The sequence below is a fragment of the Cupriavidus sp. HMR-1 genome (assembly GCF_000319775.1).
In the GTDB taxonomy this organism is placed as follows: Bacteria; Pseudomonadota; Gammaproteobacteria; order Burkholderiales; family Burkholderiaceae; genus Cupriavidus; species Cupriavidus metallidurans.
The window spans coordinates 1-15,294 of the sequence record NZ_ANKP01000134.1; the positions used below are offsets into that span (position 1 = coordinate 1).

General features: G+C 62.3%; 15 protein-coding genes. 1 reads left to right on the forward strand and 14 read right to left on the reverse strand.

All coding sequences use genetic code 11. From position 1 onward, the window contains the following. Positions 1-135 precede the first annotated feature (135 nt). Positions 136-1,044: an SMC-Scp complex subunit ScpB gene (gene scpB, locus D769_RS17265; protein ID WP_008647445.1), complete on the reverse strand. Its 909-nt coding sequence runs from the start codon at positions 1,042-1,044 to the stop codon at positions 136-138. Between the two features lie 551 nt (positions 1,045-1,595). After that, a complete protein-coding gene (locus D769_RS17270; RefSeq protein ID WP_035882352.1) occupies positions 1,596-2,363 on the reverse strand; it encodes a sulfite exporter TauE/SafE family protein in 768 nt (255 codons plus the stop codon). 85 nt (positions 2,364-2,448) lie between these two features. Between D769_RS17270 and fnr the strand changes: the two genes are divergently transcribed. After that, entirely contained in the window at positions 2,449-3,174 is a 726-nt protein-coding gene (gene fnr / locus D769_RS17275; protein WP_008647449.1) for a fumarate/nitrate reduction transcriptional regulator Fnr, read from the forward strand. Positions 3,175-3,257: 83 nt separating this feature from the next. On the opposite strand, the gene D769_RS17280 is transcribed toward fnr, so the two are convergent. From D769_RS17280 to odhB, 12 genes are all read right to left on the reverse strand, one after another. Further along, positions 3,258-3,503 (reverse strand): hypothetical protein, encoded by a 246-nt coding sequence (locus tag D769_RS17280; protein WP_008647451.1) that lies wholly within the window; start codon positions 3,501-3,503, stop codon positions 3,258-3,260. Further along, positions 3,500-3,736 (reverse strand): hypothetical protein, encoded by a 237-nt coding sequence (locus tag D769_RS17285; RefSeq protein ID WP_008647454.1) that lies wholly within the window; start codon positions 3,734-3,736, stop codon positions 3,500-3,502. Before D769_RS17285 ends, D769_RS17280 begins: the two co-directional genes overlap by 4 nt. 13 nt (positions 3,737-3,749) lie before the next feature. Continuing rightward, positions 3,750-5,279, reverse strand: coding sequence for a cytochrome c oxidase accessory protein CcoG (ccoG, locus tag D769_RS17290; protein WP_008647456.1), 1,530 nt, complete (start codon positions 5,277-5,279; stop codon positions 3,750-3,752). Positions 5,280-5,334: 55 nt separating this feature from the next. After that, a complete protein-coding gene (ccoP, locus tag D769_RS17295; protein WP_008647458.1) occupies positions 5,335-6,249 on the reverse strand; it encodes a cytochrome-c oxidase, cbb3-type subunit III in 915 nt (304 codons plus the stop codon). Then, positions 6,246-6,413 carry a cbb3-type cytochrome oxidase subunit III gene (locus D769_RS17300; RefSeq protein ID WP_008647460.1) on the reverse strand — a complete coding sequence of 56 codons (168 nt, stop codon included), beginning with the start codon at positions 6,411-6,413 and terminating at the stop codon, positions 6,246-6,248. Before D769_RS17300 ends, ccoP begins: the two co-directional genes overlap by 4 nt. A 4-nt stretch (positions 6,414-6,417) precedes the next feature. Next, entirely contained in the window at positions 6,418-7,083 is a 666-nt protein-coding gene (ccoO, locus tag D769_RS17305; protein ID WP_008647462.1) for a cytochrome-c oxidase, cbb3-type subunit II, read from the reverse strand. Between the two features lie 17 nt (positions 7,084-7,100). Then, positions 7,101-8,549, reverse strand: a complete 1,449-nt coding sequence (gene ccoN, locus D769_RS17310; protein WP_008647464.1) for a cytochrome-c oxidase, cbb3-type subunit I — start codon at positions 8,547-8,549, stop codon at positions 7,101-7,103. Between the two features lie 171 nt (positions 8,550-8,720). Then, positions 8,721-8,867 carry a cbb3-type cytochrome oxidase assembly protein CcoS gene (ccoS, locus tag D769_RS17315; RefSeq protein WP_008647465.1) on the reverse strand — a complete coding sequence of 49 codons (147 nt, stop codon included), beginning with the start codon at positions 8,865-8,867 and terminating at the stop codon, positions 8,721-8,723. Positions 8,868-8,869: 2 nt separating this feature from the next. Beyond that, positions 8,870-11,455: a heavy metal translocating P-type ATPase gene (locus tag D769_RS17320; protein ID WP_035882351.1), complete on the reverse strand. Its 2,586-nt coding sequence runs from the start codon at positions 11,453-11,455 to the stop codon at positions 8,870-8,872. A 148-nt stretch (positions 11,456-11,603) separates the two neighbouring features. Beyond that, complete coding sequence (zapE, locus tag D769_RS17325; RefSeq protein WP_008647467.1) at positions 11,604-12,701, reverse strand: cell division protein ZapE; 1,098 nt, start codon at positions 12,699-12,701, stop codon at positions 11,604-11,606. A gap of 84 nt (positions 12,702-12,785) precedes the next feature. Continuing rightward, complete coding sequence (gene lpdA / locus D769_RS17330; protein WP_008647468.1) at positions 12,786-14,210, reverse strand: dihydrolipoyl dehydrogenase; 1,425 nt, start codon at positions 14,208-14,210, stop codon at positions 12,786-12,788. Positions 14,211-14,335: 125 nt separating this feature from the next. After that, positions 14,336-15,294: 2-oxoglutarate dehydrogenase complex dihydrolipoyllysine-residue succinyltransferase (gene odhB / locus D769_RS17335; RefSeq protein ID WP_008647469.1), on the reverse strand; the 959-nt coding region annotated here is incomplete at its 5' end.

Here is a 15,294-nt window from a genome sequence, read left to right on the forward strand (position 1 = left end):
AGCCCCTTGCGGCGGGGCGCGCCTTCGGCGCCGTTACCCTCGGGGGCAGCGCCGGTGTCGCCCGGCACGTCCGGCTGGCGGACGTCTTGCTCAGCGGAATCAGACAAAGTATTCACTATCGATGTTGCATGTTGTTCAGTTGGACACGCGCTCGTCGTCGTCCTCGGTCGCCAGCGGCATATCACCGTCGGGGGCCGGAACTGCGGCGTCTTCCTGCGAGGAAGACTCTGTGTCCACATGGAATCCGTTGGCCAGAGCCACCGGCGCGTCATCGTCTTGCCCATCACCCTCGGGCAACTGCGCGACGCTGTCGTTCTGTTCGTTTTCATTGCCGGCGGCATCGCTCGCGCCACCGGACAGATCTTCGGATTGCGGCTCGACCGACAACTGCTCAACTGCCGGCTCACCCGTCTCAGCCACTTCTACGGTGGCCTCCGAAAAGGCCTCCTCGTCACCAGCAGGCGGATTCGCCGTCGCGACCGCTTCGAAATCGATGGCCTGCTGATCCAGCAGAGCCGCCTGAGCCTGGGCCTGGGCATCCTCGAGCGGCGGCAACTCATCCAGCGAGCGCAGACCAAGATCATCCAGGAATGCCTTGGTCGTTGCATACAACGCGGGGCGACCAGGCACGTCCCGGTGACCGATGACTTCGATCCAGTCCCGGTCCTCAAGCTTCTTGACCACCTCCGTGCTGACCGTTACGCCCCGGATCTCTTCGATGTCACCGCGCGTCACCGGCTGGCGATACGCGATGATCGCTAGCGTTTCCATCACGGCACGCGAGTACTTCGGCGGCTTCTCCGGGTTGAGCCGATCAAGAAACTCGCGCATCTCGGGGCGGCTCTGGAACCGCCAGCCGCTGGCCAGGGCCACGAGCTCCACCCCGCGCTGCTGCCAGTCGTTGCGCAGCTCTTCGAGCAGAACCCGGATGGTGTCGGCACCGACGTCGTCGGCGAACAACCGTCGCAGATCACCAACGCGCAATGGCTCCTGCGCACAGATCAGCGCGGTCTCGAGGACGATCTTCGCCTCTTGGGTATTCATGTGATTGTGTGCAGCCTGTCTTTGCACCTGCTTCTGGACGAATCCTGAAGCACTGGAGATTGCAGATACAGCGAGGCCTGAGCCACCGCCATCTCATCGCGCAGCCAACTCGCAGCTTTTCGCAGCGGAGCCGTGCACCTCATTTTCTTTGCATCGAATTGCCGGGTCGTTCCGGCAGGAGATCGTCCGGGGCTGACAGACTACGCCAGTCAACGGACCTCTTGCGTCGCACCCTCTCCCTTTTGGGGTGGACATTCACCTGGACAATCAGATCGCCAAGGCGGCAAGAAACAATCGATATCGGCCCAGGCAACTTCGCCTGGCACCAGCGCCACCTCTCCACACAGCCCCATCGGACTTTGGAACCAGATCTTGTGAACCGGATGAACTGTGGGGACGATCCCGGCAAGCCAGACCTGCCCAGACCCCCTGGGCACACATCCCAGATCGGGAATGCAGCCCCGGCGACGCCACGAGCGCATCGGAGCGCGATACCGTGGTTTTCGCGATTGTATGGCATTCCAGCCCCGCCCTGCAACCAGCAAAAAAGTCTAGAACACGACGCAGAAGCCGTGATTGGCCAGCGTATCGGGCAGCCAGACGGCGCGTGCGACACCCAGCGCCCCAAAACCGATCACAACAAGCGCGGCGCCCACTCGAACGCCGGGGCGGCGCGACAGTTGCCGCAGGTAGCCCGACAAACCCGAGATCACCAGCAGGTTGGGCAGCGTCCCAATGCCAAAGGCCGCCATGACAAGTGCCCCAGATGGCGCATTTCCAGCCAACAAGGCCAGCGCAAGTGCGCCATACACCATACCACAGGGCACCAGCCCCCAGGCCAACCCCATCCCATAGCGCCGCATGATGGGCGCGTGCCGACGCAAGCGAAGCGGCATCTGCATGCCCAGCGACGCGACGCCCCGGACGACATACGAGGCAGCCCGCGCCGCCAGCCGTTCGAGCCATGCTGCACGCATGACGCGGCCCCGCAACAACCACACCCCGGTCAGAACCAGTAACAGGCTGCCCGCGCCATAGAGCCAGCGCTGCACTGGAAGGTAGTCCTGCTTCCAGACTGTCGCACCCACCGCTCCCATCAGCGCCCCAAGCAGCACATAGGTCGTGAGACGCCCGGCGTGCATGACCAGCAGTTCCAGCCACCAGTGAAATCGCGAGCGATGCACGAGGCTAACGACCGCAACAGCCCCCCCGGATTGCCGTTGCTCGACGGCAATGGCAATTCCTCCGCACATGGCGGCGCAATGCACGCCACCAAGCAACGCAAGTGTAAAGACACTGAAAAGCACACCAAATGGCAACTGTTCCTCGCTTCTGCGTCACATCACGCTGTAAAATGCCTGCATCGCGCCTCCATCGCAAGCGCATTCATGCGAGCACCATCAATTGCTTACCTCCATTCCCGTCACCGAGATGTCTCCGCGTTGCTCCACTTGCGCCATGGGCCAGCTTTGCCTTCCCGTGGGCATGTCGCAACAGGACCTCGCAAAGATGGACACGCTCGTACAGGAACGCGTTCGTGTTCATAAGGGCGAAACGCTCTATCGCATGGGCGAACCACTTACCGCAGTCTATGCGATCCGCTTTGGCACATTGAAGACCCACGTGACCATGGAGGACGGACGCACGCAAATCACCGGCTTCCATTTGCCCGGTGAGGTCGTCGGGCTCGACGGCCTCAGCGAGATGCAGCATGCGTCCGACGCCACCGCGCTCGAGGACACAGAGGTCTGCGTCGTGCGATTCGATGACCTGCAATCGCTGTCCGGCACGTTGCCTTCTCTCCAGCAGCAGTTCCTGAGGCTGATGAGCAAGGAAATCTCGCAGGACCAGATCATGCTGATCACTCTTGGCTCGATGCGTGCCGAAGAGCGCCTGGCAGCATTTCTCGTCAACATGTCCGAGCGCCTGTCGATGCGCGGTTACTCGTCGAGCGAGTTCGTGCTGCGGATGAGCCGCGAAGAAATCGGCAGCTATCTTGGCCTCAAGCTCGAAACCGTGAGTCGGCTCTTTTCTCGATTCGCCGAAGCCGGCCTGATTCAGATTCGCCAACGACACGTGAAACTCGTGGACATGGAAGGCATCAGGCAGGTCTATAGCCGAAACTGCTAACGGGCATCGTGGCCAGGAAAACGGCCGTATCGGGAGCAGATCTCCCGGTGCGGCCGTTTTGCTTTCTGCCAGCACTCGAGCCATTACTCGAGTTCGTCGGTCTCCTCGAGCTTGGTTGGCATGGTGTAGAGCGTCAGCCCACTGGACAATGCGCAAAACAACCACGCCACCAGGAAGCCAATCGTGTAGACCGCCTCACGAGACGCTTCCACCTGGTGCCCGAAGAACGTGAGATCGCCCGGATCAACGACCGAAAACACGGTGGCGGTGGCCGCTCCGCCCATCAGAAACGCCGGCCAAAGTACCCACATCAGCCAGCGGAGTCTCATGGGCGCCTCGCAGCCGGCGACGCTACATGCTCCGCCCCCGTTTTCTCCACGACCAGGCCATGACGCTCCACGCCGGAAATCGGCAAATCCGGATGCGTGTTGGCAAGCCAGATGGTCACGCCGCAGCCAATAATTGCAAGCAACGGACCGCTCATCAAAAGCCACGGCCACGGTTCCCTGTACCAGGGCTTGGACTGTTGGGATGTCATTGCGCTCTCCTTGTTTGCTGCCATTTCACCCTCAGCATCACAGATTGCGGGGAACAATGAAACTCGTGGATTGCCTGATATGCGCGTCTCGGCCGTCCTCGCCCTCCGCCGTCACGGTTACGTTGATCTTGTGCGTGCCTTCCTTGGCATCGTCGATCGGCACGCGAATGCGAATCGGCAACAACCGGTTGGACGTTGGCTGCATGGCCTCGGCGGACTTGTCATACTCGACCGTCAGTCCAGTCAGATCGTCGCCCTCAGCCTGCACGCGAATCCGCATCGGCGCTTCCGTGGTGTTGATCACCTGGAGCCGATAGACGTTCTCGATCCAGCGGCCCTCCACTTCCCGGCCCAGCGCGCCGCGATCCCGAATGATGTCGACCTTGATCGGCGACCGCATTGCCAGCGATGCGACGAAGCCCGCCGCCAGAACCAGCCAGATCAGCGTATAGATGATCGTGCGTGGTCGCAGCAGCCGTTTGCGCGCGTCGGATGTCGTCAGGGACTTGCGCATGGCGTTTTCCGACGTGTATCGGATCAGGCCGCGCGGGTACTCCATCTTGTCCATGACGAGATTGCACGCGTCGATACAGGCGCCACAACCGATGCACTCGTACTGGAGGCCATCACGAATATCGATACCGGTCGGACACACCTGCACGCAGATACTGCAATTCACGCAATCGCCAATACCAGCCGCATGGCGATCGGTCTTGCGGGAACGGCTACCACGCGGCTCCCCACGACCCACGTCATAGGTCACGACATAGGTATCGCGGTCGACCATCACGCTCTGGAAACGCGCATAGGGGCACATGTACTTGCACACCTGCTCGCGCATGAATCCGGCGTTGCCCCAGGTCGCAAATGCGTAGAACAGCATCCAGAAGCTCTGCCAGGGTCCTAGCGTGAAATGCAGGACCTCGCTACCAAGTTCCCGAATCGGTGCGAAATACCCGATAAACGTGAAGCCCGTCCACAGTGCGATCAGCACCCAGAGCACATGCTTGGTCGCCTTGATTCGCAGCTTGCGCAGGCTCCAGGGATCGCCGTCGAGTCGGATCCGCGCGATGCGATCCCCTTCGACATGTCGCTCGATCCACATGAATATCTCTGTGTAGACCGTCTGAGGACAGGCATAGCCGCAGAACAGGCGTCCCGCGATGGCGGTGAACAGAAATAGCGATAGCGCAGAAATGACCAGCAGCACAGCGAGATAGATCACATCCTGCGGCCACAGCACGAGACCGAAGATGTAGAACTTGCGCGCGCCGAGATCGAACAGCACGGCCTGGCGATCATTCCACTGCAGCCAGGGCGTTCCGTAGTAAATCAACTGCGTCAGGATGACCAGCCACACGCGCCAGCTCGAAAACGCGCCAGAAGTCGAGCGCGGATAGATCTTGCGGCGGACCTCGTACAGCGCTTCCTCGGTGGTCTCGGCCCCCTTGGGGGGCGGCGCGGGACGCCAAGTGTTGCCGTTACGATCGCTCGCCGACTGGCTTGCAGACGGATCGTTCGAGGCGTGATCGTCCGAGTGATCGGGGGCGTTAAGGGGCGCGCTCATCGTGTTGCCCTCACGCCCCGGTGGGCGGCACGCCGCCCGGCCCCGGGGCAGTTAGTCATTTTGCAGCGCCTCCCGTATTCGAGAGACCCCACACATATGCGGTCAGCATGCGGATGCGCTCAGGCGTCAGAATCTCCTCGTGCGCCGGCATATGACCGTTATGTCCCTTCAGGATCGCGTCGACGATGGTCGCTTCCGAGCTGCCGTACAACCACGTGTTGTCGGTCAGGTTCGGCGCGCCGAGTGCCTGGTTGCCCTTGCCGTTGGCGCCATGGCAGGCCGCGCAGGTCGACTTGAACGTGCTTTCGCCACGCGATGCGCGAATCGGATCCGACGACAGACCAGACAGCGAACGCACGTACTGGGCAGTATCGCCGGCCTGCTTCGCATCGATCGTGCTGGCAAACGATGGCATCACGCCATTGCGGCCCTTGGTGATCGTCTGCTGGATCGTCTCCGGCTCGCCACCGTAGAGCCAATCGTTGTCGGTCAGGTTGGGGAAGCCTCGGCTGCCACGCGCATCCGAACCGTGGCACTGCGCGCAGTAGTTCAGGAACAACCGCTGGCCGATCTCGCGTGCGTCAGGATCCGCCGCCACCTGCTTGATATCCATGCTCAGATACTTGGCGTAGATCTGGTGCTGCGTTTTCTCGGCGGCCTCGCGGTGAGCGGCAAGCTCGCCCTGCGTCGAGAACTTGAGCATACCGGCGTACGATCCCAGGCCCGGATACAGCGCCAGGTAACCAAGACCGAAGATGCAGGCCAGCAGGAACATCCACATCCACCAACGTGGCAGCGGGTTGTTCAGTTCGCGCAGGTCACCATCCCAGACATGACCGGTGTCATCAGTGGTGCTGACACCTTTCGGCATCTTGCGTTGGGAAAACAGCAGCCAGACACACCAGACGATCCCGATGAGCGCGATGGCCGCGATGTAATAACTCCAGAAATCGGAAATGAAATCGCTCATGGCTGTGGGTTCCGGCTTGTAGTTGTGGTTTCGTCAGGCAGGGCAAACGGCAACATCGCCGATTCCTGATTGGCGGCCTGGCGGCCGCCCGACCATGCCCACCAGCAGATGCCAATGAACGTCAGCATCGACACGACGGTTGCAATTGCGGTCACGATCGCCATGGCATCACTCCTTCGCCGGCGCCGGAGCCGCCGCCGAGTCAACGCGCACGTTGCGGCGATTCAGGCCCAGCCCCTGCAGATACGCCACCAGCGCATCTTCTTCCGTCTTGCCTGCCAGCTCTTCAGGCGCACGAGCAATCTCTTCGTCCTTGTACGGCACACCCAGACGCTTCAGCGCGTGCATGCGTGCCTGGATGTCGTTGGTGGGCAACTGCGTCTTCTCCAGCCACGGGTACGAAGGCATCACCGACTCGGGAACCACATCACGCGGATTGCGCAGGTGGATCCGCTGCCAGTCGTCCGAGTAACGGCCGCCAACACGCGCGAGATCTGGACCGGTACGCTTCGAGCCCCACAGGAACGGGTGGTCATACACCGACTCGCCCGCCGTGGAGAAATGGCCATAACGCTCAGTCTCCGCCTGCAGGGTACGCACCTGCTGCGAGTGGCAACCAACGCAACCCTCGCGGATGTAGATGTCGCGCCCCATCAGGCGCAGCGGCGAGTACGGTGTGATGCCCGGATCGGGCTCGGTCGTCGAGTGCTGGAAGAACAGCGGCACGATCTGCACCAGGCCAGCGATGCTGACCACGATGATGGTTGCAATGATCAGCCAGCCGACGTTCTTCTCCAGCGTTTCGTGGGAAAAGAATCCTTGTTTTTGAGACATCGTTCGGTCCTCGGCGATCAGTGGGCGGAAGCCGGCAGGTTGGCCGGAATCGGAGCGTCAACCGCAGGCTTGCCAATGATGGTACGTGCCACGTTGTAAGCCATGAGGATCATGCCGCTCAGGAAGCACAGGCCACCCAGCAGACGGATCAGATAGAACGGATACTTTGCCTTGACCGCTTCGACGAACGCATAGGTCAGCGTGCCATCAGGCTGCGTGGCGCGCCACATCAGGCCTTCCATCACACCGGCGATCCACATCGAGGCGATATAGAGCACGACGCCGATCGTCGCAATCCAGAAGTGCCACTCGATCAGGCGCGTGCTGTACATCTCCTTCTCTCCGAACAGGCGCGGAATCAGGTAGTAAAGCGAGCCGATCGAGATCATCGCGACCCAGCCCAGGGCACCCGAGTGCACGTGGCCGATCGTCCAGTCCGTGTAGTGCGACAGCGCGTTCACGGTCTTGATCGACATCATCGAGCCCTCGAACGTGGCCATGCCGTAGAACGACAGCGCCACCACCAGGAACTTGAGAATCGGATCGGTACGCAGCTTGTGCCAGGCACCGGACAGCGTCATGATCCCGTTGATCATGCCGCCCCACGACGGAGCCAGCAGGATCAGCGAGAACACCATGCCCAGCGACTGCGCCCAGTCAGGCAGCGAGGTGTATTGCAGGTGGTGCGGACCCGCCCACATATACGTGAAGTTGAGCGCCCAGAAGTGGACGATCGACAGGCGATACGAGTAGATCGGACGCTCCGCCTGCTTCGGGATGAAGTAGTACATCATCCCCAGGAAGCTGGTGGTCAGGAAGAAGCCCACCGCGTTGTGGCCGTACCACCACTGGATCATCGCGTCCTGCACGCCTGCATAGGCGGAGTACGACTTCCACATCGACACCGGCATTTCAATGTTGTTGACGATATGGAGGATGGCGATCGTCAGAATGTAAGCGCCGAAGAACCAGTTCGCCACGTAGATGTGACGGGTCTTGCGCTTGATGATCGTGCCGAAGAACACCACCGCGTAGGCAACCCAGACCAGCGTGATCAGGATATCGATCGGCCATTCGAGCTCGGCATACTCCTTGGAAGAAGTAATGCCCATCGGCAGCGTGATCACCGCCGCGATGATGATGGCTTGCCAGCCCCAGAACGTGAACGACGCCAGCGGGCCGCAGAACAGCCGGGCCTGGCAGGTGCGTTGCACGACGTAGTACGACGTGGCGAACAGCGCGCTACCGCCAAATGCAAAGATCACCGCATTGGTGTGAAGCGGTCGCAAGCGACCGAACGATAACCACGGTGTATTGAAATTCAGATCCGGCCAGATCAATTGCGCCGCAAGCAGAACGCCTACGGCCATGCCAACGATCCCCCAAACCACGGTCATGACGGCAAACTGCCGCACGACTCCATAGTTGAAGGTGTCGGCGCGTGAGGACGCGGTGGTGACAGCCATTCAGACCCCCAATGCAAAAAGTAAAAATAAACCTACTGACGGTGTGACTTTAGAAAATCGGCTTACAAGTCGCGTTGACTTTCATCAAGCCACCAGCATCCCTTGCGAACTGCTTGCATTAATTCCGGTCAATGCGCGTTCGCCGCAACGGTCACCTATATGCCTTGACATTCAAGGCTTGTCGTTGTCGAGCAGAATTGCTTCCGCCGGGCGATCGAGGTCGTCGTACTGCCCTGCGTGCAATGCCCACCACAGCGCCCCGGCGATCACAGCCACCAGCACCAGGCTCATCGGCACCAATAGATAGAGTGTTTCCATATTCAGGACTCCCTGGCCGGCGCCGCCGCGGCGCGCAACAGGCGCCATGCATTGCCGACAACCAGTAACGACGACACGGACATTCCAATGCCTGCCATCCATGCCGTAACGAGTCCGGTAGCTGCCAGGGGGATCGCCACGACGTTGTAGAAAAAGGCCCAACCCAGGTTCTGGCGCACCACGCGGCGCGTCTTGCGGGCCACGGCGATGGCATTGGCGATCTCGCCCACGCCGCCGTGTGTCAGCACGGCATCGGCACCGGCCTGCGCCAATGGCGCGCCGCTGCCAATCGCTATCGAAACCTGCGCCTGGGCCAGCACCGGCGCATCGTTGATGCCGTCGCCCACCGCCAGAACGACGGCGCCCTGCTGTTGAAGGTTGGCTACATAGTCGCGTTTGCCTTCAGGCGTGACCGCGCCAACGGCGGTCTCGATGCCAAAGCGGTCCGCCCACCAGCGCACCGCTGCCGGCTGATCGCCCGAAACCAGATGACAGCGCACACCGAGTCGGGTCAGCGAAGCCAGAAGCTCGGCAGTCTGGGGCCGTTCGACATCGGCCAACTGGAAACACGCCAGCGGTCCGCTTGTGTCACCAAGCCAGACCTCGGTGGCGCCAGGATAACGGTCGCCACTGCGGCGGATATCGGCCGCTGCCGGTGCCAGTTCCGCGACGAACTCTCTACGCCCCAGCCGCATCGACCGGCCGTCGACAATTGCCTGCAACCCTTGCCCGGGAACGTTGTGCAGGTCAGCCACCAGCCGTTCGGCATGGTCCGTCGCGGCGTCAACCAGGGCCCTGGCAATTGGATGTTCCCCACCACGCTCCATGGCGGCGGCAAGACTCTGGCAAGTTGACGCATCCAGATTGCCCGCGATCTCCGTCGACACGAGCGCAAAGCGCCCCTCGGTCAACGTGCCCGTCTTGTCGAGCATGACGTCCGTGACCCCCGAAAGCGCTTCGAGCGTATGCGCGCGGGTCACCAGCACGCCGCGCCGCGACAACGCCGCGCCAGCAGCGGCCAGCGCCGCCGGAGTAGCCAGCGACAACGCGCAAGGACAGCTCACTACGAGCACGGCGACGGTAACCAGCAGTGCGCGTGATGGATCGATCCAGATCGCCCAGACCAGCCCGGTGATTGCGGCCAGAATCAAGAGGGTGGCGACAAACCAGCCGGCCACGCGATCCGCCAACTGGGCCAGGCGGGGCTTGTCCGCCAGCGCGCGATCCAGCACGGCGACGATCTCGGCGAGACGGGTCTGCGCGCCGATCCGGCGCACGCTCACCTCGAGCGGACTGGCGGCATTGAAGCAACCCGCCAGCACCGTGTCACCAATGGCGCGCTTCACCGGCCGCGCCTCCCCTGTCAGCATCGATTCGTCGATCTCGCTGACACCGGCCACCACGACACCGTCGGCCGGCATGATCTCGCCCGCCTTCACGCGAATCCGGTCGCCGGCATTCAGTCGCGCAACCGGAATCCGCTCGCCGACGCCGCTCGCCTCCACCAGCCGCTCGCAGGTCGCGGGCAGCTGGCGCGCCAGCATCTCGGCGCCACTGCGCGAGGCCTGCCGGACACGCAACTCCAGATAGCGGGCCAACAGAAGGAACGCGACGAACATCGTCACGGAATCGAAGTAGACCTCCCCCACGCCCCGCACGGTTGCCACAGCGCTCGCGAAGAAGCCAGCCAGCACACCGATCGCGACAGGCACGTCCATGCCCATATGCCGTTGCCGCAATGAACGCCATGCGCCAGCGAAAATCGGTGAGGCAGAGTAAAGAACCACCGGGATCGTCAGCGCAAAGCTCGCCCAGCGCATCAACTGAAGCTGGCCGGGGTCGATCGTGGCTTCGTGCGTATAGAGCGGCCATGCATACATCATCACCTGCATCATGCCGAGCATCGCCACCGCCATGCGCATCAGCAGGCCGCGCCGCTCACGGCGATCGTGCTGGTCGCCACGCGACACCTCGAACGGCCATGCCTGGTAGCCGATGTCGGCCAGCGTGGACAGCAGCCCTGCCACGCCCTGCTTGTTCTCTTGCCAGCGCACCACCACGCGGCGCGTAGCCACGTTCGCCACGGCCGACTCGACCCCATCCAGTTGTCCGAGGTGCTGCTCGATCAGCCAGGCACAGGCTGCGCAGCGGATGTTTTCCGGTGCTAGCGTAATCTCCGCCCGGCCATCGCCCAGTTCGCGAACGAACTGGTTGCGCAGCTCAGGGGTATCGTAGGCGGCCCACACAGGTTCCGCCTCGCGTCGCGCCTGGGCATCTATCGGCCGCGCGAATCGCGTGACATCGCTATATAGATGCCCGAAACCTGCTGAATAGAGTGTCTGTGCCAGCGCCTGGCAGCCGCCACAGCAGAACGTGCGGCGCTGCCCGTCTATATCAGCGACGAGCGGCGTGACATCGCGCCCGAGAGGCTGGCCGCAATGAAAACAATGAACAGTGGATGTGGACAGAGACGCCGACCCAGGCCGTGTGCCCGAGGCAAGGGCTGCGGCGGAACCAAGTTGTGCGCTCGGATTGGACGGAACGGACGTTCCATCGGGCGCGAGGGGGCTGGCGTGCAGGGACGGCATAGTGCGCTTTTAGTACCCAGCGAATACTAGGTAACCAGCGCGCCATATGCCTTGATAAAGATCAAACTTCCAAAAATGGAGTCAGGGCCGGGGCGGTGCAGACAGGGGAGCCGATTCGAATGGCCCTCACCCCCCCCCTGCCAGCCTGTCAGGTCAACGAGGTGTCGACGGTACGACGTTCGGACTCGATGTACTCCCTCGACTGCATCTCGATGATCCGCGACACCGTCCGGTGAAACTCGTTCGCCATCTGGCCTTCGGTATAGAGTTCGTCGGCTGGCACCTCGGCGGACATCAGCAGCTTGACCTTGTGATCGTAGAAAACATCAATCAGCCAGGTGAAGCGGCGCGCCTCCGAGGACATCCGCGGCGTCATCTTCGGCACATCCGACAGGATCACCGTATGAAACTGTGACGCAATCTCCAGATAGTCGTTCTGGGAGCGCGGGCCGCCGCACAAGGTTGCGAAATCGAACCAGACCACGCCATTGGCCTTGCGCAGCGCCTTGATCTCGCGATGTTCGATATGCAGGATCGGAGATTCGTCCGCCGTACCCGCGATAGACACGAACGCATCGCGCAGCGCGGCGCTGGCTTCCCGGTTCAGCGGCGTGTGGTAGGCCTGCACCTGTTCCAGCGCCCGCTTGCGGTAGTCGATGCCGGCATCGACATTGAGCACATCGAGTTTTTGCTGCAGCAGCGCAATAGCCGGCAGCACCCGATCACGGTGAAGGCCGTCCGGGTAAAGCAGATCCGGGCGATAGTTCGACGTCATCACGAACTGCACACCGTTTTCGAACAACTGCTGCAGCAGACGATGCAGGATCATCGCATCCGCCACATCATTGACGTGGAACTCGTCGAAGCAGATCAGCCGGAAGCGGCGCGCAATGCGTTTCGCCAGTTCGTCCAGCGGGTCTGCCCGGCCGCGCAGTTCCTCGAGTTCCCGATGCACCTCGCGCATGAACTCGTGGAAGTGGAGCCGCGTCTTGCGCACCACCGGCACGCAGGAATAGAAACTGTCCATCAGGAACGACTTGCCGCGCCCCACTCCACCCCACATGTAGACGCCCTTCGGCACCTCGGGGTGTACCAGCAGCTTCTTCAGCGTGCTGTTTCGACGGCCCTTGTAGGCCACCCACTCGTCATAGCATTGCTGGAGCCGCTCCACGGCGCGACGCTGCGCCTCATCAGACTGATAGCCGCGCTGCTTGAGTTCGTGTTCGTAAAACTCGGTGACGTTCATGTGGGTTCAACCGGAGGCTGCAAGTGAAAACGGCGCGCCGCGAATGGCGGCGCGCCGGTGCTCACACTTTGCGAGGCAAATGCCTTACATGTTGAGCTGACGCTTGTCGACGGCCAGCGCGGCTTCGCGCATGACTTCCGACATCGACGGGTGCGGGTGGCAAACGCGACCGATATCTTCGCTCGCAGCCTTGAACTCCATCGCCACCACGGCTTCGGCGATCAGGTCCGAAGCATTCGCGGCCACGATGTGCACGCCCAGGATCTCGTCGGTCTTGGCATCGGCCAGCATCTTCACGAAACCGTCCGAAGCACCCATGCCCAGCGCACGGCCATTGGCCATGAACGGGAATTGGCCCGACTTGTACTCGCGGCCTTCGGCCTTGAGTTGCTGCTCGGTCTTGCCGACCCACGCGATTTCCGGGAACGTGTAGATAACCCAGGGAACCGTGTTGAAGTCGATGTGCGGCTTCTGGCCAACGATACGCTCGGCCACAGCCACGCCTTCGTCTTCGGCCTTGTGCGCCAGCATCGGGCCACGCACCACGTCGCCGATTGCCCAGATGCCCGGCACCTTGGTCTGGCAGTGATCGTCCACCTCGATGAAGCCACGCTGGTCCACGCCCAGGCCCACGGCGTCGAGGCCGAGGTTGTCGGTGTTCGGCACGCGGCCCACCGACACGATCAGGCGATCGACTTCCAGCGTCTGTGCCTTGCCGTCCTTGTCGGTGTAGTTGACCGTGACGTTGTCCTTGCCGGTCTTCACTTCGTCGACCTTGACGCTCAGATGGAACTGCAGCCCCTGCTTGGTCAGCAGCTTCTGCGCTTCCTTGGCCACGCCTTCGTCGGCTGCGCCCAGGAATGCGGGCAGCGCTTCCAGCACGGTCACTTCGGCACCCAGACGGCGCCACACCGAGCCCAGTTCCAGGCCGATCACGCCGGCGCCGATCACGCCCAGCTTCTTCGGCACGGTACCGAACTTCAGCGCGCCTTCGTTATCGCTGATCAGGTTGTTGTCGACAGCGATGCCCGGCAGATGGCGAGCCTTCGAGCCCGTGGCGATGATGACTTGCTTGGCGGTCAGCGTTTCGCCGTTCACTTCCACTTGGAAGCCTTCTGCAGCCTTGCCGGTGAACTTGCCGTAGCCCTTGAACAGGGTCACCTTGTTCTTGCGGAACAGGAACTCGATGCCCTTCGTCATCTTGCTGACGATGTCGTCCTTGCGCTTGAGCATCTTGGCCACGTCGACCTTGACGTCGCCCACGGTGATGCCATGGTCGGCCAGGTGATGCGAGGCGTTCTCGAACTCTTCCGAGGAAGCCAGCAGTGCCTTGGACGGAATGCAGCCTACGTTCAGGCAGGTACCGCCCAGGCGTGCTTCGCCCTTCGGATCGTCATAGGCATTGCCTTCCAGGCAAGCCACGTTCAGGCCCAACTGGGCAGCGCGGATGGCGGCGATATAGCCGCCGGGGCCGGCGCCGATCACCAGCACGTCGAATTGTTTGCTCATGGGAAATTTCTCACTGGTGCGTCATGCCCGCGCAAGGGCGGGCGTCCGGCGGCGATGTGGCGGCCGGGTCCCCGCACGCGAAGCGCGGGGACGACGACAAACGATAGACGGAGGTCTGGCCTGAATTACAGGTCCAGCAGCAGACGAGCCGGATCTTCCAGCGCTTCCTTCATGGCCACCAGACCCAGAACGGCTTCGCGGCCGTCGATGATACGGTGGTCGTAGGACATCGCCAGGTAGTTCATCGGACGGATCACGATCTGGCCGTCTTCCACCACGGCACGGTCCTTGGTGGCGTGCACGCCCAGGATGGCCGACTGCGGTGGGTTGATGATCGGGGTCGACAGCATCGAGCCGAACGTACCGCCGTTCGAGATCGAGAACGTACCGCCGGTCAGCTCTTCCAGCGACAGCTTGCCGTCACGCGCCTTGGTACCGTACTCGGCGATCTTCTTCTCGATGTCGGCCAGGCTCATCTGGTCGGCGTTGCGCAGGATCGGCACCACCAGACCACGCGGCGAGCCCACGGCGATACCGATGTCGAAGTAGCCGTGGTAGACGATGTCGTTGCCGTCCACCGAGGCGTTGATGACCGGGTACTTCTTCAGCGCGTGCACGGCGGCCTTCACGAAGAAAGACATGAAGCCCAGCTTCACACCGTGTTCCTTCTCGAAGCGATCCTTGTACTTGGCGCGCAGATCCATCACCGGCTTCATGTTCACTTCGTTGAAGGTGGTGAGGATGGCGTTGGTCGATTGCGACTGGATCAGACGCTCGGCGATACGGGCGCGCAGGCGGCTCATCGGCACGCGCTCTTCCGGGCGATCGCCCAGCGCAGCGAAGTCAACCTGGGCCGACACTTGCGGCAGGGCCGGCTTGGCGGCGGCCGGAGCCGGAGCAGCCTTGGCGGCCGGAGCGGGAGCCGAGCCGGCTGCCAGCACGTCACCCTTGGTGATGCGGCCGTCCTTGCCAGTGCCAGCCACTTGCGAAGCAGACAGGCCACCCTCGGCCATCAGCTTGGCAGCCGACGGCATGGCGATGGCGCCAGCGCTGGCGGCGGCTGCGGGGGCAGCGGCTGCCGGGG

Excerpts from the sequence above, each read along its gene's own strand:
- D769_RS17285 (WP_008647454.1), bottom strand. The coding sequence starts at position 3,736 with ATGGCAGCAAACAAGGAGAGCGCAATGACATCCCAACAGTCCAAGCCC.
- ccoS (WP_008647465.1), bottom strand. The coding sequence starts at position 8,867 with ATGGAAACACTCTATCTATTGGTGCCGATGAGCCTGGTGCTGGTGGCT.
- ccoN (WP_008647464.1), bottom strand. The coding sequence starts at position 8,549 with ATGGCTGTCACCACCGCGTCCTCACGCGCCGACACCTTCAACTATGGA.
- D769_RS17280 (WP_008647451.1), bottom strand. The coding sequence starts at position 3,503 with ATGAGACTCCGCTGGCTGATGTGGGTACTTTGGCCGGCGTTTCTGATG.
- ccoG (WP_008647456.1), bottom strand. The coding sequence starts at position 5,279 with ATGAGCGCGCCCCTTAACGCCCCCGATCACTCGGACGATCACGCCTCG.
- ccoP (WP_008647458.1), bottom strand. The coding sequence starts at position 6,249 with ATGAGCGATTTCATTTCCGATTTCTGGAGTTATTACATCGCGGCCATC.
- ccoO (WP_008647462.1), bottom strand. The coding sequence starts at position 7,083 with ATGTCTCAAAAACAAGGATTCTTTTCCCACGAAACGCTGGAGAAGAAC.
- scpB (WP_008647445.1), bottom strand. The coding sequence starts at position 1,044 with ATGAATACCCAAGAGGCGAAGATCGTCCTCGAGACCGCGCTGATCTGT.
- zapE (WP_008647467.1), bottom strand. The coding sequence starts at position 12,701 with ATGAACGTCACCGAGTTTTACGAACACGAACTCAAGCAGCGCGGCTAT.
- D769_RS17320 (WP_035882351.1), bottom strand. The coding sequence starts at position 11,455 with ATGCCGTCCCTGCACGCCAGCCCCCTCGCGCCCGATGGAACGTCCGTT.
- D769_RS17300 (WP_008647460.1), bottom strand. The coding sequence starts at position 6,413 with ATGGCGATCGTGACCGCAATTGCAACCGTCGTGTCGATGCTGACGTTC.
- lpdA (WP_008647468.1), bottom strand. The coding sequence starts at position 14,210 with ATGAGCAAACAATTCGACGTGCTGGTGATCGGCGCCGGCCCCGGCGGC.